The following is a 19,769-nucleotide window of genomic DNA, read 5'->3' on the forward strand; positions in this document are numbered from 1 at the left end:
CCTCCATGCTGCTGCTCGGACTGGTCCTGCTGGTCGTCGGCGTCATCGGGCTCGTACTCAGCTTCTTCGGCGCGAGCATCGACTACACGCACCGGTCGGCCGAGATCATGAACTGGGACGTCGCCCCCGGCACGCTCGTGCTCTGGGGTGCCGTGTCCACCCTCCTCTCGGTCGCCGGTCTGTGGATGATGAAGGCGGGCGCGAAGCAGGGCTGGAAGCGCCGCAAGGAGCAGAAGCGGCTCACCGAACTCTCCGACAAGCTCGACCAGGTCGAGCTCGACCGCCGGCGCGGCGAGCTCTCCGACGACGGCGGAGTTTGACGGCGCGAGCGCGTCGTCGCTCCGCCACGCCGCCGCGCACGCGGTCGAGGTCCGCTCGTCTCCAGGTCGTTTGGCGGCCGGACGCCGGCGCGGCGGAAAAGCACCGGTCTCCTCGGCTCCGGTCGCTCGTCCTCCGATCACCACCGCGGCCCCGTCAGGGCGGTAGCGTCGCCGGGCCGGCGCGCGCCGCTGCGACCAGATCCTGGTCCTGACCGAGCCACCGCGGCCCGCCGACCCGTACCGCGACGACGACATCGCGGCCCTCCACCCGGCACGAGTCCAGCTCGGCGCCGTTGTCGCCGGCGACCTCGGCGGCGCTCGCACACGGGTCGCGGCCCGGGTGGTCGGCCCGACCCGCCAGGGAGGTCGCCGCCGCGAGGGCGGCCAGGTCGGCCGCCGCCTGCGCCCGGCGCTGCGCGACCACGATCGCGCCGACCACCCCCGCGGCCGCGCCGACCAGCAGCAGCACGCCCACCATCGCGAGGGTGAGGACGGTCGCCGCACCCCGTTGGTCGCGCGCGGTCACGGACCCCCGCCCTCCTCGGCGATGGCGACCGCCTCGGCCTCGACGGTCGCCCCGGGAAGCGCGCCGAGCACCCCGCCGGGACCGTTGATCCGGCCACGGGCGCGGACGACCACGCGATCCCCCACCCGCCGGACGGACAGCCGGACCTCGTCGGGAGCGATCCGACGGCCGAGCTCGAGGGCGGCATCCGGGTCATCGCCGCGGGCCACCGCACGGGCCGCCTCCCGGGCCGCGTCGACGGTGCGCACCTGCGCGATCGCCACGGCGAGCAGCCACACCAGGCCCGCGGTCAGGGCGAGCAGGAGCGGCAGGGCGAGCGCCAGCTCGGCCGTCACCGCACCTCGCTCCGCGCGGCGAGGGCCGCCGTCCGGAGCCTCGCCCGACCGCCCCCGCGACCGACCCAACGAATGGCCCCGCGGCGGGTGCGGGCGGTCACCCCAGGCCGAGCAGGCCCAGCACATGGTCGAACAGGGTCTTGATCAGCTTGTCGCCGAAGCCGCCGCTGAGCAGCTTGTAGAGCAGGCCCGCGAAGCCGGCGCCGGCCGCCGTCGCGACGGCGTACTCCGCGGTCGTGACGCCACGCTGGTCGACCGGCCGGGGGCGAGACACGGCGCGCCGGAAAGGGGCGGGGCGGAAGGGGGACGGTGTCACGTTCTCTCCGTTCGTCTGCAGCCGCCTGGTGCGACTGTCGGACCCGATCGTGCGCGGACCGGCCGATACCGGAGGCTCGATCCGGCCGGTCCTGTGGACGACGCCCGGCTCGGCCGCGGCCTGGGGACGGTCGACGGCTCCGGGTGTGGCGTGAGGGCCTGCTGATCACCGCCGGCCCGATGCCCCGGCCTCCGCCCGGATCGGGCTCAGCCGACGATGCTGCTCGCCAGCGACACCGCCAGCGGGACGATGCCCAGGAGCAGGAACGACGGCAGCAGGCACACCCCCAGCGGCACGGCCGCCCGGACACCCACCGCGCGGGCGCGATCCTCGACCTCCGCCCGGGCCCGGGCCCCGAGCTCGTCGGCGAGCCCCTCGACGGCTGCCACCACCGGCGCTCCGGTGCGATGCGCGCGGGCCAGGGCCCGGCCCAGCGGCCCCAGCTCGGGGTCGTCGGCCAGCCGCGCCCACGTCGCCGCCGCGTCGCCGCCGAGCCGGAGCCGCGCGGCGACACCGGTCAGCCGGGCGGACGCCGCGCCGGGCAGCGACCGGCAGACCAGCTCGATCGCCTCGGCCGGCGCCTGCCCGGCCCGCAGCGCCGCGGCGAGGAGCGTGACGACGTGCGGCAGGTCCCGGCGCACCTCCTCGCGCCGCAGGCGGCTGGCCCGGGGCTCGAGACGTCCGGCTGTCGTGACGACGACGACGGCGGCCGCGACCCCGGCGGGCACGGCGAGGGGACCGCCGACCAGGACCGTGGTCCCGCCACCCGCGAGCAGTGCCCACAGGAACCGCCCACGGCGCAGCAGTCCGTCGTCCTCCGCTCGCGAGGGCGGCGCCGGCCCGGCGAGCTCGCCGGACCGGCCATGGCGACGCGGTGGTCCCAGGAGCAGGGCGGCGGCGACCAGGAGCACGAGGAGGGGGAGCTCAGCCATCGCGGTCGACATCCCGAGCGAGCGCGTCGATCCAGGCGAGGCCGGCGTACCCCGCGGCGAGGCCGCCCGCGAGGCAGGCCAGCCCGGCCGGGTGGCCGAACAGGAACCGCAGCGGGTCCGCGCCGGCACCCGAGCCCATGACCAGCGCGAGGACCGGAAGCGCCGCGAGCAGTCGGGCGGTGGCGCGCGCCGAGGCGAGCTCGCCGCCGACGACCCGGCGGGTCCGCTCGGCGGCGCGGAGGTCCGCGGCCACCCGGCCGAGGGTGTCGGCCAGGCCGTGCCCGGTGCGGTGGGCGACCTGCCAGGACGCGGCGACCACGCGCAGGGCGTCGGCTCCCGGCGTGGCAGCGAGCGAGCGCAGCGTCGCCACCACGTCGCCGCCGGTGAGGGCGGCCCGGGCGGCGGGTGCCACCAGGGGCCATTCGGTCGCGGCTCGGTCGAGCGCTCCGGCCGCCGTCTGCCCGGCCGCGAGCTCGGCACGCAGCGCATCGCAGAGGTCGACCACCCGATGACGCACCTCGGTCGCGGCGCGGTCTCGCCGACGCGCGGCGAGTGCCCGGACGACGGCGACACCGACCGCGAGTGCGACGAGCGGGATGACCAGGCCCGACAGCGAGCGCGGTGCCAGGATCACCACCGCGGCAGTCGCGGCGGCGATCAGCCGGAGGCGCCGGCGCCCGCTCCGGCCGCCGCCGTCGGAGGCGGCGGGCACGCCTGCGCCGGGGCAGAGGGGGCCGGGAGCGGGAGGCGCGAGGCGGGCGGGAGCGGGCCGGAGCAGCATCACGCTCGCGGCGACGGCGAGCGTCACGACGATCGCGACCGTCACCCTCACCTCCTCCCGTCCAGCAGGTCGCGCAGTCGGTGCGCGCCCGGCCCGCCGGTCGGCGTACCCGCGGCATCGAAGGAGACCGCCACCTCGGTCCGGGCCAGTCCGTCGGCCCCGCGGACCACGACGGCGACCTCGCTCAGGCGCCGCCGGCCGGTCGCCCGGTCGCGCCGGACGTGGAGGACCGCGTCGAGGCCGGCCGCGAGCTGACTGTGCGCGGCCTCCCGGGCGAGACCAGCACCGAGGGCGAGCGCCTCGACGCGGGCGGGTACGTCGGCCGCGGAGTTGGCGTGGAGCGTCCCGCAGCCGCCTTCGTGGCCGGTGTTCATCGCGGCGAGCAGGTCGACGACCGCCGCATCGCGGACCTCGCCGACCACCAGCCGGTCGGGCCGCATCCGCAGCGCCTGGCGCACGAGGTCGCGCAGGACGACCGCGCCCGTCCCCTCCAGGTTGGCGGGCCGGGCCTCGAGCGCGACGACCTGCGGATGGTCGGGGCGCAGCTCGGCGGCGTCCTCGACGACCACGATCCGCTCGGCCGGGTCGACCACACCCAGGAGGGCAGCGAGCAGCGTGGTCTTGCCACTGCCGGTGCCGCCCGTGACGAGGAAGGCCAGGCGCGCGGCGACCACCCGGCGCACCACCTCCAGGCCCGCCTCCCCCAGCGCGCCGGCGGCCTGCAGGCCGGCGAGGCTGAACCCGCCGCGGCGCGGGACCCGCAGCGAGATCGCGGTCCCGGGCTGGGCGAGCGGCGCGAGCAGCGCATGGCAACGGGTGCCGTCGGGCAGCCGGACGTCGGCCCAGGGGGCGGCGTCGTCGAGGCGTCGACCGCCGCTCGCCACCAGCCGCTGGGCGAGCCGGCGACAGGCCTCCTCCGTGGCGAGGACGACCGCCGTCGTCTCCACGCCGGCGCCGCGGTCGATCCGAACCGGGCCCGGACCGTTGACGAGCACGTCGGTCACGCCGGGCAGGCCGAGCAGCGGCTCCAGCGGACCCGCACCGATCACGTCGCGTCGCAGCGCCTCGTAGACCGCGAGCACCGTCGCGTCGCCGACGGGTCGCCCAGCCTCCCGCAGCGCCTGGGCCACCCGGTGCGGGCTGAGGCCGCCGGGCTCCCGGGCCAGCCGGGCCCGGACATCCTCGACCAGGCCCGAGACGTCGCCCGGGGCGCTCACGCCGCGTCCTCGGCAGCCGGGGCGTCGAGCACCCGAGCCGCCGCCCGAGCGAGCGGACCGCGCACCGCACGCAGCGGCCCGAACCCGAGGTCGACGGCCTCCGCGAGTCCCCGCTGATCGCGCATCTGCGCGCGGACCGGCAGCCCGACCGTCCGCGCCACCTCCTCGGCGGTGAACGACTCCCCGCGCAGGATCACACCGGGATCGGCGTGGTCGGCGAACCGGGCCCGCATCCGGGCCGCGCCGGCGACGCCGACCACGCTGCCGACGGTCACGACCAGCAGCTGGTCGCAGCGCGCGGCGACCTCGTCAACGAGGGGGTCGGGCGAGCGCGGGAGGTCGACGACCACCACCCGGTGGCCACGGCGGGCGGCCGACAGCGCCTCGCGCACCGCGAACGCCTGCAGGGTCTGGGCGCGTCCGTCGACGTACCAGGAGAGCACGCCCAGCCGGCCCCGCCGCGGCAGCGCCTCGCGCAATGACCGCGCCGAGAGCCGGCCCGTGGTCTGGCACAGGGCGTCCCAGCGGAAGCCCTCACGGCGCTCCAGCCCGAGCATCCGGTCCAGGCCCGGCCCCTGCGGGTCGCAGTCGATGACGACGGCGTCGCCCGAGCGGGCCGCCCACTGGCCGAGCGCACAGGCGAAGGTCGTCGCGCCCGCACCCCCGGTGCCGCCGATCACCCCGACCACCCGGGCGCGGTCGGGATGGTGCTCGGTCAGGTCAGCGAGCAGCTCGACCAGCCAGTCCGTGGATCCCGACAGCTCGATGACGTTCTCGGCGCCGAGGTCCAGCGCCGTGCGGAACAGCCGGTCGGGCGGGCGTGGGCCGCTGACGACGTAGCTGCGGGGCCGGGGCCCCGGAGCCACCTGCGCCATCGCGGCGGCGAGGTCGGCGCCGACGAGGACGACCGGCGCACGGGCCCAGGTGACCAGGGCGGTCCGCGGGTCGCGCGCGATCGTCGGGGCCACGTCGGCCGCGGCGGCGAGCGGCAGCAGCTCGGCCAGCAGCTCGTCATCGGCGGTCACGACCAGGGGAGGCACGTCCGCGGGCCGGGCGTGCGGGGAACGGGAGGATCGGTTGCGGTTCATGACCAGGTTGTCGCCCTCTGCCGGCGCCGTCATGCCGGGCCCGATCCGGGCTGTGGAGCCGCCTGGGGAATCGCGCCGTTGTGGAGGACGAGCGGCGGCGAGCGTGGCGGATGGGGCGGGCGTGGTCACCTACGATGGACGGCATGGCCCCCGCGGGTACGCCGCCCACTGCGGCGTTCTTCGACCTCGACAAGACGATCATCGCCAAGTCGAGCGTGCTGGCCTTCAGCAAGCCGTTCCAGGCGGGTGGCCTGATCTCGCGGCGGGCGGTGCTGCGCTCGGCGTACGCCCAGTTCGTCTTCATGGTCGGCGGGGCCGACCATGACCAGGTCGAGAAGATGCGGCAGTTCATGTCGCAGCTGACCGCGGGCTGGGACGTCGCGACCGTCCGCGAGATCGTCGCCGACACCCTGCACAACATCGTCGACCCCCTTGTCTACGACGAGGCGGTCCGTCTCATCGACGAGCACCATGCCGCCGGGCGGGACGTGGTCATCGTCTCCACTTCCGGCAGCGAGGTCGTCGAGCCGATCGGGGCCCTGCTCGGCGCCGACCGGGTGATCGCCACCCGGCTCAAGGTCGAGGACGGCCGCTACACCGGCGAGATCGAGTACTACGCCTACGCCGAGGAGAAGGCGAACGCGATCCGGGCGCTGGCCGAGACCGAGGGCTACGACCTCACCGGCTCCTACGGTTACTCCGACTCGGTGACCGACGTGCCGATGCTCGAGGCGGTCGGCCACCCGCACGCCGTCAACCCCGACAAGGAGCTGCGCAAGGTCGCGGCCGGCAACGGCTGGCCGGTGCTGGTCTTCACCCGGCCGGTCGCGCTGCAGTCGCGGCTGCACCTGCCGCCGCCGAAGCCGACTCTCGCGGCGCTCGCCGTCGGCGGAGTCGTCGCGGCCGGAGCGGCACTGTGGATCGGGACCCGGCGGCGCTCGCTCGGCGCCTGAGCGGCACCTCTCCGCCACCTGGCCGGCCCCCGGGAAAGAAAGCCTGCCCCCAACCGGCCAGCGTTCCCCGTCACCGTCGAAAAGACAACCCTTGAAGGTGGCCCCGAGGCGGCGTACAAAGGACATCAAGAACTCAAGAGCAACACGTGATCCCGGTACCCACGCGGCGATCTACCCTTCTGAATTGGGCGCTTGCATTCGGAAGACTTCCGGAGCAGCTGTTGATGGTGCACGCCTGGTAGCCATGGTTCACGTGTCAGCGGTGGCACCCGAGACGACTACGGCTCGGGTGCCACCTGTTCTTTCCGGGCCGAGCGTGTCGCCCATCGAAGGCCGCGCACAGGCCCTTCGGGCCCATGCTTGCCTCCGATGCGCTGCGCGCAGGCGCCACGCTGCCGGCCGCAGTCGAGGTAGGCGATCGTCCGGTCCCGTCGGCGGCCGCACGGCCTCTGCCCGGGGGCCGGCACGCTGCGGGTCGTCTACTCGGCCGCGCGCACCAGCGGGCTCGCCTCGGCGGCGGCCGACCAGGCCTCGACGGCGTACAGCAGCCAGGCGTGCATGCCCGCGGCGCTGCCGCTGGCCCAGCCGCGCAGGTTGGACTCGTACTGCGGGCGGAGCGCGAGGTGCGCCGCCTCCGGTACGACGAGCGACTTCTCGTCCACCCCGCGGGTCGCCGCGACCAACCGCTCGGCCGCGCGGGCCACGATGCCGTTGTGGGAGCCGAACGGTGCTGCCGTGACCAGCTCGGCATGGACGACGGCGGCGACGGCGAGGGCCGGCGCCTCGGTCGGGGCGGTGATCAACTCGGCGATCCCGCGCAGCCGGGACGCGGACTCGCCGTCGCGGGGCCGGCCGAGCAACTCGTCGGGCAGGGTGCCGCGGGCCGCGAGGGTGTGCATCCGGGCGAGCGCCTGGAGCGGCTGGCGGCGCAGGACGGGCACGAGCGCGAGCAGCTCGGTGGCGAGGCGGACCGCATCGGCGGCGATCTCGTCGCCCTCCCCGTCGCGGACCTCCGGCAGGGTCGAGCGGGAGCCCTCCAGCACGGCGCTGGCGTGGGCACCGCGCAACAGCGACTCGGCCGTCAGCTCCGGGCTGGTGCGACGCAGGCCACGGTCGCGGAGCACCACGTCGATACCGTCGCGGGCGCCGGCGAAGCCGGACGGGACGCCCTCGAGGGAGATCAGCCAGGCGTGCGGGTCAGTGGTCACGGGGGAAGCGTAGAAGGGTAGATAGGTAGAAGGTGTTGAAGGTGTAGAGGTAGAATCGGCTCAGGAGGACGGCGATGAGCCTGAACATCAAGAATCCCCGGGTCCATGAGCTCGCCCGCGAGGCTGCGCGGCTGACGGGGAAGTCCCAGACCAGCGTGATCGAGGAAGCCCTGGTGAAGCTCCTGGCCGACTACGGCGCCGATCCGGTCGAGGCGGAACGACGCCGACGGATAGACGCGGTCAACCGCATCGCGCTGAGGTGGCGTGATCTGCCTGAGATCGAGGGCGAGGACCGCATCCGCGACGTGGAGGATCTGTACGACCCCGAAACCGGGCTGCCGGCCTGATGATCATCGACAGCTCAGCCTTGATAGCGATCCTCCGGGACGAACCGGAACGGGAGCAGTTCACCGAGTTGCTCCTCAGCGAGCCGAGCCGGATGTCAGCCGCGAACTGGTTTGAGGCTGCCACGGTCGCGGACGGTTCCCGGGTTCGCGCCGGGCAGCTGCTCGACCAGCTCGTCGTCACTGCTGACCTGATGATCGAGCCCGTCACCGAGGCCCATGCCCGGGCAGCTCGGATCGCCTTCCGCCGTTATGGCCGGGGCTCCGGCTCTCCCGCCAAGCTCAACTTCGGCGACTGCTTCGCCTACGCACTGTCCGCGGCCACCGGCGAGCCCTTGCTGTTCAAGGGCGACGACTTCATCCACACCGACATCCTCCGGGTCGTCTGACGCGAAGGCCGGCCACAGGCGTGCCTCCGCGATCGAGAGCCGCTGCCGCCGTACGCTCGCCTGCGATGGCTACCGACCCCACCCCCGATGCACCGGGCCTCTGCTTCGGCAGTGTGGCCGAGGCCTACGACCGCGGCCGCCCCGGCTACCCGCGCGAGGCCGTCGCGTGGCTGACGGGCGAGCAGCCGCTCGCGGTGCTGGAGCTGGGCGCCGGCACCGGCAAGCTGACCGAGCATCTGGTCGCCCTCGGGCACGACGTCCACGCCACCGATCCCGATCCGCGGATGCTCGACCGCCTGGGCACCCGGCTGTCGGAGCTGCGGGTCTCGCAGACCGCGGCCGAGGAGATCCCGGCCGCGGACGCGACGTACGACCTGGTGATCGCGGCGGACGCCGATCAGTGGTTCGACAGCGAGCGGGCGCTGCCCGAGATCGCGCGGGTCCTCAAGCGGGGCGGGACGTTCGCGATCGTGCGCAACGTCCGCGACGAGCGGATCCCGTGGGTGCGGCGGCTCGGCAACCTGATCGGCCACCACACCCTCGGCGAGGGCATCGGTGACGCGGTCGAGTCGTCGCCGTATTTCGGGCCGGCCGAGGACGCCTCCTTCAAGCAGTGGCAGGTCATCGAGCGCTCGTCGGTGCAGGACCTCGCGCGCTCGCTGCCCGACATCGCCTGCCTCGACCGCACCGGGCAGGAGTCGAAGGTCCGCGAGGTGCTCGCGTTCTACGACGACTTCGGCCGCGGCATGGACGGCATGCAGCTGCCCTGGGTCACCGAGTGCTTCCGCGCCGTCGTCGGCATCCAGCCGAAGACGATCCGTCAGGACCCGGCCCCCGCCGGTACGCCGGGCGCCGAGTCGGACGCGGAGCCCGCCGCGGGGCCCGGCCCGGCGTTCGTGGGCGAGGACACCGTCCCGGTGGCGCTCGCTCCCGCCGTCGAGCCGCCGGCCGACGACGACTCCGGCATGCTGCTCATCGACTTCCGCTGACCGCCGACCCAGTAACACGCCGTCCACCCGACTACCCGGGGGTTGTCAGCCCCGATCGGCCCGATTCGGGGCGTTTTCTGCTGAGAACCGGCGACCAGACGAGTGGACGGCGTGTTACTTGCCGAGCGGCGCCCGGCGGATCGGGCACGCGGGCATGATGAGCCCATGCGGACGGACCGGCTGTGGCGCCGAGGTCGGCTGGGGAGCGAGGCGGACCGGGCGGCGTTCCGGGCTCTGCACCAGGCCTCCCTGGCGGCACCGCCGCTGCGCGAGGGCCTGACGACGCAGAGCGCCGAGCGCGCCGTGCGGCACCTGCGCAACCTGCTGGGTACGCCGGCCGTGGCGATCACCGACACCGAGGCGGTGCTCGCGTGGGACGGACTCGGCGGCCACCACGCCGACCAGGCGGCGGCCGTCGGGCTGCTCGCGATCGAGAGGGGCGCGACGCGGACCGTCGACCGCGGCCAGCTGGGCTGCACGACGAACGGGTGCCCGATCCGCACCGGCGTGGTGAGCCCGCTCGTCGTCGAGGGACGCATGCTCGGGACCGTCCAGGCGTTCGCGCCGTCGCCGACCGCCGGACTGGTGCGGGCGACCGAGGAGGTCGCCCAGTGGGTGTCGGGGCAGCTCGAGCTGGCTGAGCTCGACGCCCATCGCAACCGGGTGATCGAGGCCGAGGTCCGGGCGCTGCGGGCGCAGATCAGCCCTCACTTCGTCTACAACTCGCTCAACGCGATCGCGAGCTTCGTCCGGACCGACCCGGACCGCGCCCGCGAGCTGCTGCTCGAGTTCGCGGACTTCACGCGGTACTCGTTCCGCCGGCACGGCGAGTTCACGACGATCGCGGAGGAGCTGCGCTCGATCGAGCGCTACCTGCTGCTGGAGCAGGCACGGTTCGGCGACCGGCTCCAGGTCACACTCAACGTGGCGCCGGAGGTGCTGCCGGTCGTCGTACCGTTCCTGTGCATCCAACCTCTCGTCGAGAACGCCGTCCGGCACGGGCTGGAGGGCGTCGAGCAGACCGGTCAGCTCTCGATCCTCGCCCACGACCGCGGTCACGAGGCGCTGCTGGAGGTCGAGGACAACGGCGTCGGCGAGGACCCGGAGAAGGTACGGCGGGCACTCGCCGGCGATGTCGGGCTCGACTCGGTCGGCCTCGGCAACGTGGACGCGCGGCTGCGCGCGGCCTTCGGTGACGACTACGGTCTCGTCGTGGAGACCGCACCGGGCGCCGGGACCAAGGTGATCGTGCGCGTCCCGAAGTTCGCGCCGGGGGTGACGGTGTGAGCACCCCAGGGGGCCTGCGGGTGCTCGCGATCGACGACGAGCGACCGGCACTCGACGAGCTGAGCTACCTCCTCCGGGCCGACGACCGGGTCGCCGAGGTGATCTCCTGCCCGTCGGCGACCGAGGGGTTGCGGATCCTGCGTGAGCGCGAGGTCGACTGCGTCTTCCTCGACGTCCAGATGCCCGGCCTGAGCGGGCTGGAGCTGGCCGAGGTGCTGGGCCGGTTCAAGCAGCCGCCACCGGTGGTGTTCGTGACCGCGCACGAGCAGCACGCGGTCGACGCCTTCGACCTGCGTGCCGTCGACTACGTCCTCAAACCGGTCCGTGCCGAGCGTCTCGCCGAGGCGGTACGCCGCGTCCTCGGCGGCGCCTCCCCCCAGCCGCCGTCGTCCGACACCCAGGTCGCGGTCGAGCGGGGCGGCGTCACCCGCTTCGTCGAACGCGGCGACATCACCCATGTCGAGGCCCAGGGCGACTACGCGCGGCTGCACACCACGGGCGGGGAGGCCTACCTGGTGCGGGTCCCGCTGACCTCCCTGGAGGAGGAGTGGGCGGAGGCGGGCTTCCACCGGATCCACCGCTCGCTGCTCGTCGCGCTCGCCCACGTCACCGAGGTCCGCACGGAGGCCGGGCGCACCTCGGTCCGCATCGGCGCGACCGAGCTCCCGGTCAGTCGGCGACACACCCGCGGCCTGCGCGACGTCCTGGTCCGGCGCGCCCGCGCCGGCCGCTAGGGGGACCGGATGGCCGAGCGGGTGCGGGTCACCGGGCCACCGCGGCACCCCGTCGCGGGGAGTCCCGCGGGCCCGCCGAGCCGGCTCGGCGACGTCCACGAGCAGACCGCGCTGGGTGACGTCTACCTGCGCTCGCTGCTGCGCGAGCAGCTCGGCCTCGCCGCCCGGGTGCTGGGCCTGCTGGCGGTGACGCTCGGGGCGCTGCCGCTCGTCTTCCACCTCGCGCCCACACTGGCGGACGTGCGCCCGTTCGGGATCCCCCTGCCGTGGCTGCTGCTCGGCGTCCTGGCGCACCCCTTCCTCCTGCTGCTCGCCTGGCGCTATGTGCGCCGGGCCGAGCGCAACGAGCGCGCGTTCGCCGATCTCGTGGGCAGCGGCGCCGAGCACCTGCTGGACGACGAGCCGTGAGCACGGACGCCGTACCGGGCCTGATCGCGGTCGTCCTGGTCACCCTGGTGACGCTGGCGATCGGCATCTACGGGCTGCGCTTCTCGCGCACGACGAGCGACTTCTTCGTCGCCTCCCGCACCGTGCGCCCGGGCCTCAACGCGTCGGCGATCGGCGGGGAGTACCTGTCCGCCGCCTCCTTCCTCGGCATCGCGGGACTGCTCCTCGTCGGGGGCGCGGACATGCTCTGGTACCCGGTCGGCTGGACCGCGGGCTACCTCGTCCTGCTGGTGCTGGTCGCCGCCCCGCTGCGGCGTTCGGGCGCCTACACGCTGCCGGACTTCGCCGAGGCGCGGCTCGGCTCGCGCGCGGTCCGCGCGGCCTGCTCGCTGCTCGTGGTCGGCATCGGCTGGCTCTACCTGATCCCCCAGTTCGAGGGCGCCGGGCTGACCCTGCGGACCGCGATCGGCGCACCCGAGTGGGCCGGCCCGGTCGTCGTCGGCGGTGTGGTGCTGGCCAATGTCACCTCCGGCGGGATGCGGTCGGTGACCTTCGTCCAGGCGTTCCAGTACTGGCTCAAGCTGACCGCGATCCTGCTCCCGGTCGCGGTCCTCCTCGTGGTGTGGTGGGGCGACGGCCGGCCGCACGGCACGGCGGGCGCGGACGGCTGGTCGGTTCCGGTCGCGGGTGACGGCGGCATCGGCCTCTATGCGACGTACTCCCTGATCGCCGGGCTCTTCCTCGGCACGATGGGGCTGCCGCACGTGGTGGTGCGCTTCTACACGAACCCCGACGGCCGCGCCGCCCGCCGGACCACGGTCACCGTCCTCGCGCTGCTGGGGCTGTTCTACCTGTGGCCCCCGGTGTACGCCGCCCTCGGCCGCGTGTACGCCGGCCGGCTGGTCGCCGAGGGCCGCTCCGACGTCCTCGTGCTGGAGCTGCCGCGGCTGATGCTCGACGGACTCGGCGGCGACCTGCTCACCGGACTGGTCACCGCCGGTGCGTTCGCGGCGTTCCTGTCGACGTCCTCGGGGCTGGCGATCGCCGTCTCCGGCGTCCTCACCCAGGACCTCACCACCCGGCTGGTCGGTGAACGGCACGGCGGGGTCACCGCGTTCCGTCTCGCGGCGGTCGTCGCCGTGGTGATCCCCATCGTGGCCGCGCTGCTGGTGCGCAACGTCGGGGTGGCACAGTCGGTCGGACTGGCGTTCGCGGTGGCCGCGTCGACCTTCTGCCCCCTGCTCGTGCTCGGCATCTGGTGGCGCCGGCTCACCGCCGCCGGTGCCCTCGCCGGTCTCGCCGCGGGCGGGCTCGGCGCGGGCGGCGCCGCGATCGCCACCCTCGCCGGGTACGCCCCGGGCGGCTGGACCGGCGCCCTGCTCGGTCAGCCCGCCGCCTGGAGCGTGCCGCTCGCGGCCGCGGTCATGGTCGTCGTGTCGCTGGCGACGGCGGACCGGGAACCGGCGCACGCCCGCCGGTTCCTGGTCCGCCTGCACACCCCGGAGTCGCTCAGCCGTTGAACCTGGCCGGGTGCGGGCCCACCCGGCCGTCCCGCTCCAGGCCGTCGATGGCGGCGAGGTCGCCGACGGTGAGCTCGAAGCCGGTCAGGTCAAGGTTCTCGGCGATCCGCGACGGCGTGACAGACTTGGGGATGACCACCCGGCCCTGCTGAAGATGCCAACGCAGGATCACCTGGGCGGCGCTCCTGCCGAGCCGGTCGGCGATCGCGGTCACGGTGGGATCGACCAGCATCGCGCCCTGGGCCAGCGGGCTCCAAGCCTCGGTGACGACGCCGAGCGCGGCGTCGGCCGTGACGACATCACGCTGCTGCAGGGCGGGGTGGAGCTCGACCTGGTTGACGGCCGGGACGGTGCCGCCGAGGCGGGTGACCCGGTGCAGATGCTCCGGCAGGAAGTTCGAGACGCCGATGGCACGGACCCGGCCAGCGGCGTACAGCTCCTCGAGGCCGGACCAGGCGTCGAGGTACCTGTCGTTCGCGGGCGCGGGCCAGTGCACGAGGTACAGGTCGAGCCAGTCAAGGCCCAGTCGCTCCAGGCTGACGTTGTACGCCGCGACGGCGGAGCCGTGGTCGCTGTTCCAGAGCTTGGTGGTCACGAACAATTCGTCGCGGGCGAGGCCCGAGGCCGCAATGGCGCGGCCGACGCCCTCCTCATTGCCGTAGACCGCGGCGGTGTCGATGCTGCGGTAGCCGGCGGCGAGCGCGGTGCTCACCGCGGCCTCGGTCTCGTCGTTCGGGACCTGGAAGACGCCGAAGCCGACCTGCGGCATGACGACCCCGTTGTTGAGCGTGATCTGCATGGTTCTCTCCTGGGATTCAGGCCGCATCGGCGGCCAGGGTGGGGACGACGGCGGGCGGACGGAGCTCGCCGCCGGGCGCCTTGGCGGCGACGACGAGCACGACCAGACCGACCGCGGTGATGGCAGCACCGGCCCATAGCGGCGAGGTGTAGCCGAGGCCGGCGGCGAGGGTCAGGCCGCCGAGCCAGGCGCCGAGGGCGTTGCCGACGTTGAAGGCGGCGATATTGGCGCCGGACGCGAGGGTCGGCGCCGCGCTGGCGTAGTGCATGACCCGCATCTGCAGGCCCGGCACGGTGGCGAAGCCGACGCCGCCCATGAGCAGCAACGCGACGACGGTCAGCGGCTTGCTGCTCGCGGTCAGCGCGAAAGCGGCCAGCACGACGGTGAGGGCGGCGAGGACGACGAGCAGGGTCCGGACCAGGTTGCGGTCGGCGGCGCGGCCGCCCCACAGGTTGCCGGCGAACAGGCCGACCCCGAACAGGACCAGCAGCCACGGCACGGCACCGGCCGCGAAGCCGCTCACCTCCGTCAGGGTGAACGCGATATAGGTGAACCCGCCGAACATGCCGCCGTACCCGAGGACCGTGACGGCGATCGAGAGCCAGACCTGGGGACTGCGGAAGGCGGCCAGCTCGGAGCGCGCGCTCGGCGTACCGGAGGTGGCGGCGGCGCCGCGGGGGGCCCGGGCGGCGGGCACGAGGGCGGCGATGCCGACGAATGCGAGGACGCCGATGACGGTGATCGCCCAGAAGGTCGAGCGCCAGCCGGCGGCCTGGCCGAGGAGGGTCCCGAGCGGGACGCCGAGGACGTTGGCCAGGGTGAGGCCGCCGAACATGAACGCGATGGCGCTGGCCTTGCGGTCCGGCGCGACCAGTTGGGCGGCGACGACCGAGCCGATCCCGAAGAAGGCGCCGTGGCACAGGGCCGCGACCACACGGCCGGCCATCATCGTCGGGTAGTCGGCGGCGAGGGCGGAGATCAGGTTGCCGAGGATGAAGAGCACCATCAGACCGAGCAGCGCGGTCTTGCGCGGCACCCGGGTGAGGGCGAGGGTCAGCGCGACGGCGCCGACCGCGACGCTGAGGGCGTAGCCGGAGATGAGGTATCCGGCGGTGGTCTCGGAGACGGCGAAGTCGTCCGCGACCTCGGGCAGCAGGCCCATGATCACGAACTCGGTGAGGCCGATCCCGAACCCGCCGATGGCGAGGGCGAGGAGTGCGACGGGCATGGGAATTCCTGGTGCGAAAGGAGTGGCGTGCGGAGATAGTCCGCGTGTGCATTAGTTGCACACGCTTCATATCGATAGTTGCACACGCGCACTATCCGCGCAACTCAGGTATGCTGGCGGGGTCGGGAGGAGGTACGACGATGGGCATCGCCGACGACGCGGTCGAGATCCGCACCCAGGGGTGGCGCACGCTCGCCGCCCTGCACGGGCTGATCGAGACCGCCCTGGAGAGGGCGCTGCAGCGCGACCACGACCTGTCGGTCGTCGAGTTCACCGTGCTCGACGCGCTGAGCCGGCAGGACGGCTGGCACATGCGGATGCAGCAGCTGGCTCGCGCGGCCGCGCTGTCGGCGTCGGCCACGACCCGCCTCGTCACCCGCCTGGAGAACCGCGGTCTGCTGACCCGGATCCTCTGCGCCGACGACCGGCGCGGCATCTACACCGAGCTCACCACCGCCGGACGGGCGCTGCTGGAGAAGGCGCGCCCGCTGCACGACGAGGTGCTGCGCACGACTCTGGGCGAGGCCGGTGAGGTCCCCGAGCTCGCCGGCCTGGTCCGCTTCGTGGGGTCGGTGGGCACCCGGACCTGATGCCGGGCCCGGCCCGACGCCGTCGTACCCGGCATTCCGGTCCCGCCGGCGGCGGAGATGGGACCGGAATGCCGGGTACGACGAGCTACGGGAGGCCCGGCGCGACGGGCGCCAGGTCGAAGCGCCACTCGCGGTAGAAGTTGTCAGCGAGGTCGAGGCGCGACCCGCCGACGATCCGGCCGGTCTCCGGGTTGCGCACGCCCTCGAGGACCCGCCCGCCCGTGAGCAGCGAGGCCAGGTGGACGCGCTGGCTCTCCGGGCAGACCAGGGTGACCTCCAACAGCTCCGGTCCGCCGAACTCGAAGTAGAACCCGTCGCCCTCCTTGCGCACCCGCAGGTCGGCCCACAGCTCGGCCTCGTCGAAGCTGCCGGAGCTGTCGAAGCTGCAGGTCGCGGCCCGGGTAGCGGTGTACGTCCCCTCGGCCTCCTCGAGCCGGTAGAAGATCTCGCCGTTGAAGTCCTGGTCCCTCACCACGGTGACGTCGAGGGTCCAGGTCGCGAGCTCGACGATGCCCGGGGCGGGCTCGAGGCGGGTCACCCCCGAGATCGCACCTGCCCAGCGCTCGGGCAGCTCCTCGCCGCGGCAGGACCGCATCACCTCCGCGGTGCAGATGTCCGGGTCGCCCGGCGAGTTCTCCGGGCCGCCGGGCGCGCCGCCGTTGCACTGGTCCCGGCCCGGCCCGCCGTCGCACACGTCGACCCCGAAGCCGCCGTTGAGCTCGACGTCGTCGCCGCCGCCGCCGGAGATCCGGTCGCTGCCGTCACCGCCCGAGAGCACATCGGGCTCGGACCCGCCGTACAGCTGGTCGTCGCCGCCCTGGCCGTCGAGCACCGAGCGGGGCATCGCGGTCTTGAGCAGGTCGGCCCCGTCGCCGCCGTACAGCGCCTGGCCGGCGTCGCCGGTGGCCATCGCGTCGTCACCCTCCTCGCCGGAGCCGGAGCCGCCGGCACCGGGGCCGAGGGTGATCAGGTCGTTCCCCGGTCCCCCGCGCAGGACGTCGGTGCCCTCGCCGCCGTCGATGGTGTCGTTGCCCGGGCCGCCGGTGACCAGGCGGTCGTCGCCGCCGGCGGCCGTGATCCGGTCGTCGCCCGGTCCGCCGTCGACGACGTCGCGGAACGGCCCGCCCTCGATGATGTCGTTGCCGGCACCGCCGTCGAGCAGGGTGTCGCCGCGCGTCGTGCGGAGGGTGTCGTCGCCCGCACCGCCGTACAGACCGGTGTCGTCGGCCTCGGCGATGATCAGGTCCCGCCCGGCGTCGCCGTGGAGCAGGCCGCCGGCGCCGGGACCGCTCCGGATCGTGTCGTTGCCCGCGCCGCCGCAGACGATGTCGCGGCCACCACGGCCGTCGATGCGGTCCTTGCCGCCGCGGGCCACGATGACGTCGCGGCCCTTGGTGCCCACGATCTTCTCGGACTTGTTCGTCCCGACGATGGTCGCCTTCTGGCCGGCGCACTTCGGTGCCGCGGCCTCGGCGGCCCCGACGACGCCCAGGCTCGCGGGCAGCGCGAGCGCCAGGGCGAGGAGGGGGAGGAGTCTTCTGTTCATTCCCCGAGGGTCGCCGGGGGCGCTTGCGGTGGGCTTGCGACGCGCTTGGCGTCAGATCTTCGCGACGGACCCGTCGGCCGCCCGACGCACGGTGTCGCCGACCGCGACGAGGTCCCACAGATCCCGGTCGACCCGGGCCTTGACCACCGACCCGTCGCTGGTGCGGACCTTCAGGCGGCGGTACATGTTCGCGCCGTCGTACAGACCGCGCGACTTCTTCACGACCACGCCCTCCCATGCCTCGGTCATGACGGGCTCCTCTCACCTGGCGGCGGACGCCCGGAAGCAGGCGCCATCGTTCTCGACGGTAGACGATGCGGCCGCGAGTTCCGGAGAACCTTCCCCGGGACGGCGGGGAGGCCCCTACGGTCATCCCATGACCGAGATCGCGCCGTCGCCTCCGACCACTCCCCGCCCGGGCAGGAGGCGTCGGGTCGCCGCCGTGGCCGGCACGGTCGGGGTGGTCGCGGTGATCGGCGCCGGCGGCTGGGCCTGGCAGGACTGGCTCGCCCAGGGACCCCAGGCCTCCGAAGTCCTGCCGGCCGACACGCTCGCCTATGTCGGCCTCGATCTCGACCCGCCGGGTGGGCAGAAGATCGGGGCCTATCGGACCCTGAAGCGGTTCCCGAGCATCGCGAAGCACCTCGGCCTGAACAGTCAGGACGACCTGCGCGGCTCGCTGCTCGACCGGGTGACCGCCGAGAGCGGCTGCGACCTCCGGTACGACGACCTGGCGGACTGGGCGGGCGACCGGGCCGCCCTGGCCCTGGTGCCGCGGGACGGTACGGGCGTGCCGGAGCCCGTGGCCGTGGTCCAGGTCGACGACCCGGACGAGGCACGCAGCGGCCTGGACAAGGCGGTGGCGAACTGCGGCGACGAGGTCGGGTACGCACTCGGCGACGACTGGGCCGTGCTCGCCCGCACCGACGAGGTCGCCCGGGCGGTCGTCGCGGACGGCGGTCGAGCGCGCCTCGGCGACGACGCCGACTTCCAGGAGCTGACCTCGGCCGCGGGCGAGACAGGTGTACTCACGCTGTACGCCGCCCCTGAAGCCGGGCAGGCACTGCTGGACGCCGTGGAGGAGGAGCCGTTCCTGTCGCTCCTCCTCACCATGCCGTTCGGACTGTCGTCGTCCGATCCAGTCGACCTGCTGATGGCGTTCACGACCTTCGCCTCTGTCGGCACGGACTTCGAGGAGGACCTCGAGGAGGGCCTCGAGGTCGGTTCGGAGGACGGCTTCGAGGACGGGATGTCGCCCGAGGAGAGGCGACTGTGGAAGCGGATGGACGACCTCGACAAGCTCTCCGCCGCCGAGCAGGAGCAGCTGATGGACGAGATGGACGCGTTCTATGCGGACCAGCCGGGGAGCGGCGGAGTCGCGGGTGATGACGACCTCGCGCTCCCCGAGGACGAGCTCCCCGAGCTCCCCGAGTTCGACGACGACCAGTTCATGGAGGACTTCTCGATCCCGATCCCCGATGCGGTCCGCGACCGGTTGGCCGGATTCACCGGACTGGGCGGGGTCGCGCGGTTCGACGACGGCGCCCTGGAGCTGGAGATCGTCGCGGACCCGCTGCTGACCGGACCCGCGGACCGCTACGACGGCACCGACGCACTGGCGGCGATCTCCGGTCTCCCGGACGATGCCGCACTGGCCTTCGGCGGTGGCTTCGCCGAAGGCTGGGCGGAGCAGGCGATCACCGACGGACCGATGGCCTTCGGAGGCAAGCCGGAGAAGCTGCTGGCCGGCTTCGAGAAGGCCACGGGCCTCACCCCCGAGGATCTCGAGGACCTCGGCGGGGACACCGTGGCGTTCGTGGCCGGTCCCGGTTTCGAGGACGCGTTCGACTTCGACGGCGTGTCCGGCGACGCACCGATCGCGGCGCGGATCACGGGAGACGTCGCGAAGATCGAGGCCGCGTTGGAGAAGGTGCGCGCCGCGATGGGCGGGGCGGACTTCCTGCCATCGGTCCGCGCCGGCGATGCCGTGGTGGTCGGCGCCGACCGCGCGTTCGTCGAGCGGGTCGCGAAGGCGAGCGGGACGCTCGGCGACTCGGAGCGCTTCGCGAAGGCCGTGCCCGACGCCGACCGCGCCCTGACCATCACCTACGCCGACTTCGACCAGGGTGACTGGACAGCGCAGCTCGACGACGGCGACCTCGCCCCCGCCGACCTGGCACCGCTCGACACCGTCGGCATGACGTTGAGCGACGCCGGCGAGCGGCAGCGGATCGTGCTCCGCCTCACCTTCGACGACTGACGCCCGGTCCATCGGGCCGG

23 protein-coding genes are annotated in these 19,769 nt (G+C 74.0%); 11 read left to right on the forward strand and 12 right to left on the reverse strand.

Features of this window, described 5'->3' with window-relative positions:
• Window positions 1-5: 5 nt before the first annotated feature.
• Window positions 6-320 carry a hypothetical protein gene (locus tag RB608_RS16160; protein WP_308089063.1) on the forward strand — a complete coding sequence of 105 codons (315 nt, stop codon included), beginning with the start codon at window positions 6-8 and terminating at the stop codon, window positions 318-320.
• Window positions 321-474: 154 nt separating this feature from the next.
• Here the strand turns inward: RB608_RS16160 and RB608_RS16165 are convergent, their stop codons facing one another.
• The 7 genes from RB608_RS16165 to ssd form a co-directional block, all read right to left on the reverse strand.
• Entirely contained in the window at window positions 475-846 is a 372-nt protein-coding gene (locus RB608_RS16165) for an Rv3654c family TadE-like protein (protein WP_308089064.1), read from the reverse strand.
• Window positions 843-1,181 carry a TadE family type IV pilus minor pilin gene (locus tag RB608_RS16170; protein WP_308089065.1) on the reverse strand — a complete coding sequence of 113 codons (339 nt, stop codon included), beginning with the start codon at window positions 1,179-1,181 and terminating at the stop codon, window positions 843-845. The genes RB608_RS16165 and RB608_RS16170 overlap by 4 nt, the downstream gene beginning before the upstream one ends.
• Before the next feature lie 97 nt (window positions 1,182-1,278).
• Complete coding sequence (locus RB608_RS16175) at window positions 1,279-1,455, reverse strand: DUF4244 domain-containing protein (protein WP_308089066.1); 177 nt, start codon at window positions 1,453-1,455, stop codon at window positions 1,279-1,281.
• Between the two features lie 248 nt (window positions 1,456-1,703).
• Entirely contained in the window at window positions 1,704-2,429 is a 726-nt protein-coding gene (locus tag RB608_RS16180) for a type II secretion system F family protein (protein WP_308089067.1), read from the reverse strand.
• Window positions 2,422-3,255 (reverse strand): type II secretion system F family protein, encoded by an 834-nt coding sequence (locus RB608_RS16185; protein WP_308089068.1) that lies wholly within the window; start codon window positions 3,253-3,255, stop codon window positions 2,422-2,424. The genes RB608_RS16180 and RB608_RS16185 overlap by 8 nt, the downstream gene beginning before the upstream one ends.
• A 2-nt stretch (window positions 3,256-3,257) precedes the next feature.
• Window positions 3,258-4,427, reverse strand: a complete 1,170-nt coding sequence (locus RB608_RS16190) for a TadA family conjugal transfer-associated ATPase (RefSeq protein ID WP_308089069.1) — start codon at window positions 4,425-4,427, stop codon at window positions 3,258-3,260.
• Complete coding sequence (gene ssd, locus RB608_RS16195; RefSeq protein ID WP_308089070.1) at window positions 4,424-5,548, reverse strand: septum site-determining protein Ssd; 1,125 nt, start codon at window positions 5,546-5,548, stop codon at window positions 4,424-4,426. Before ssd ends, RB608_RS16190 begins: the two co-directional genes overlap by 4 nt.
• Before the next feature lie 101 nt (window positions 5,549-5,649).
• On the opposite strand from ssd, the gene RB608_RS16200 reads away from it, so the two are divergent.
• Window positions 5,650-6,468 carry an HAD family hydrolase gene (locus RB608_RS16200; RefSeq protein ID WP_392391012.1) on the forward strand — a complete coding sequence of 273 codons (819 nt, stop codon included), beginning with the start codon at window positions 5,650-5,652 and terminating at the stop codon, window positions 6,466-6,468.
• A 479-nt stretch (window positions 6,469-6,947) separates the two neighbouring features.
• Here RB608_RS16200 and RB608_RS16205 read toward each other — a convergent pair whose 3' ends face one another.
• Window positions 6,948-7,676: an oxidoreductase gene (locus tag RB608_RS16205; RefSeq protein ID WP_308089072.1), complete on the reverse strand. Its 729-nt coding sequence runs from the start codon at window positions 7,674-7,676 to the stop codon at window positions 6,948-6,950.
• Between the two features lie 74 nt (window positions 7,677-7,750).
• Between RB608_RS16205 and RB608_RS16210 the strand changes: the two genes are divergently transcribed.
• The 7 genes from RB608_RS16210 to RB608_RS16240 all read left to right on the forward strand — a co-directional run bounded on the left by RB608_RS16210 (window position 7,751) and on the right by RB608_RS16240 (window position 13,326).
• Window positions 7,751-8,023: a type II toxin-antitoxin system VapB family antitoxin gene (locus RB608_RS16210; RefSeq protein WP_308089073.1), complete on the forward strand. Its 273-nt coding sequence runs from the start codon at window positions 7,751-7,753 to the stop codon at window positions 8,021-8,023.
• Window positions 8,023-8,409, forward strand: a complete 387-nt coding sequence (locus RB608_RS16215) for a type II toxin-antitoxin system VapC family toxin (protein ID WP_308089074.1) — start codon at window positions 8,023-8,025, stop codon at window positions 8,407-8,409. The genes RB608_RS16210 and RB608_RS16215 overlap by 1 nt, the downstream gene beginning before the upstream one ends.
• Before the next feature lie 65 nt (window positions 8,410-8,474).
• Window positions 8,475-9,398: a class I SAM-dependent methyltransferase gene (locus tag RB608_RS16220; protein WP_308089075.1), complete on the forward strand. Its 924-nt coding sequence runs from the start codon at window positions 8,475-8,477 to the stop codon at window positions 9,396-9,398.
• A gap of 165 nt (window positions 9,399-9,563) precedes the next feature.
• Window positions 9,564-10,685, forward strand: coding sequence for a histidine kinase (locus RB608_RS16225; protein WP_308089076.1), 1,122 nt, complete (start codon window positions 9,564-9,566; stop codon window positions 10,683-10,685).
• Window positions 10,682-11,419, forward strand: coding sequence for a LytTR family DNA-binding domain-containing protein (locus RB608_RS16230; RefSeq protein ID WP_308089077.1), 738 nt, complete (start codon window positions 10,682-10,684; stop codon window positions 11,417-11,419). Before RB608_RS16225 ends, RB608_RS16230 begins: the two co-directional genes overlap by 4 nt.
• A gap of 9 nt (window positions 11,420-11,428) precedes the next feature.
• A complete protein-coding gene (locus RB608_RS16235; protein ID WP_308089078.1) occupies window positions 11,429-11,827 on the forward strand; it encodes a hypothetical protein in 399 nt (132 codons plus the stop codon).
• Window positions 11,824-13,326 (forward strand): cation acetate symporter, encoded by a 1,503-nt coding sequence (locus RB608_RS16240; protein WP_308089079.1) that lies wholly within the window; start codon window positions 11,824-11,826, stop codon window positions 13,324-13,326. The genes RB608_RS16235 and RB608_RS16240 overlap by 4 nt, the downstream gene beginning before the upstream one ends.
• Here RB608_RS16240 and RB608_RS16245 read toward each other — a convergent pair.
• Both RB608_RS16245 and RB608_RS16250 read right to left on the reverse strand, forming a co-directional pair.
• A complete protein-coding gene (locus tag RB608_RS16245; RefSeq protein ID WP_308089080.1) occupies window positions 13,316-14,125 on the reverse strand; it encodes an aldo/keto reductase in 810 nt (269 codons plus the stop codon). The genes RB608_RS16240 and RB608_RS16245 overlap by 11 nt on opposite strands.
• 16 nt (window positions 14,126-14,141) lie before the next feature.
• A complete protein-coding gene (locus RB608_RS16250) occupies window positions 14,142-15,353 on the reverse strand; it encodes an MFS transporter (RefSeq protein WP_308089081.1) in 1,212 nt (403 codons plus the stop codon).
• A gap of 140 nt (window positions 15,354-15,493) precedes the next feature.
• On the opposite strand from RB608_RS16250, the gene RB608_RS16255 reads away from it, so the two are divergent.
• Window positions 15,494-15,943 (forward strand): MarR family transcriptional regulator, encoded by a 450-nt coding sequence (locus RB608_RS16255; RefSeq protein WP_308089082.1) that lies wholly within the window; start codon window positions 15,494-15,496, stop codon window positions 15,941-15,943.
• 85 nt (window positions 15,944-16,028) lie between these two features.
• Here the strand turns inward: RB608_RS16255 and RB608_RS16260 are convergent, their stop codons facing one another.
• Both RB608_RS16260 and RB608_RS16265 read right to left on the reverse strand, forming a co-directional pair.
• Window positions 16,029-17,489 carry a calcium-binding protein gene (locus RB608_RS16260; protein ID WP_308089083.1) on the reverse strand — a complete coding sequence of 487 codons (1,461 nt, stop codon included), beginning with the start codon at window positions 17,487-17,489 and terminating at the stop codon, window positions 16,029-16,031.
• Between the two features lie 51 nt (window positions 17,490-17,540).
• A complete protein-coding gene (locus tag RB608_RS16265; RefSeq protein ID WP_308089084.1) occupies window positions 17,541-17,738 on the reverse strand; it encodes a hypothetical protein in 198 nt (65 codons plus the stop codon).
• 127 nt (window positions 17,739-17,865) lie between these two features.
• Here RB608_RS16265 and RB608_RS16270 point away from each other — a divergent pair, with 127 nt between their 5' ends.
• The gene (locus RB608_RS16270) at window positions 17,866-19,749 is read left to right on the forward strand and encodes a hypothetical protein (protein ID WP_308089085.1); all 1,884 of its coding nucleotides are present in this window, start codon (window positions 17,866-17,868) and stop codon (window positions 19,747-19,749) included.
• Window positions 19,750-19,769 lie beyond the last annotated feature (20 nt).

Origin of the sequence: Nocardioides sp. LHD-245, assembly GCF_030929495.1 — a bacterium.
In the GTDB taxonomy this organism is placed as follows: domain Bacteria; phylum Actinomycetota; class Actinomycetes; order Propionibacteriales; family Nocardioidaceae; genus Nocardioides.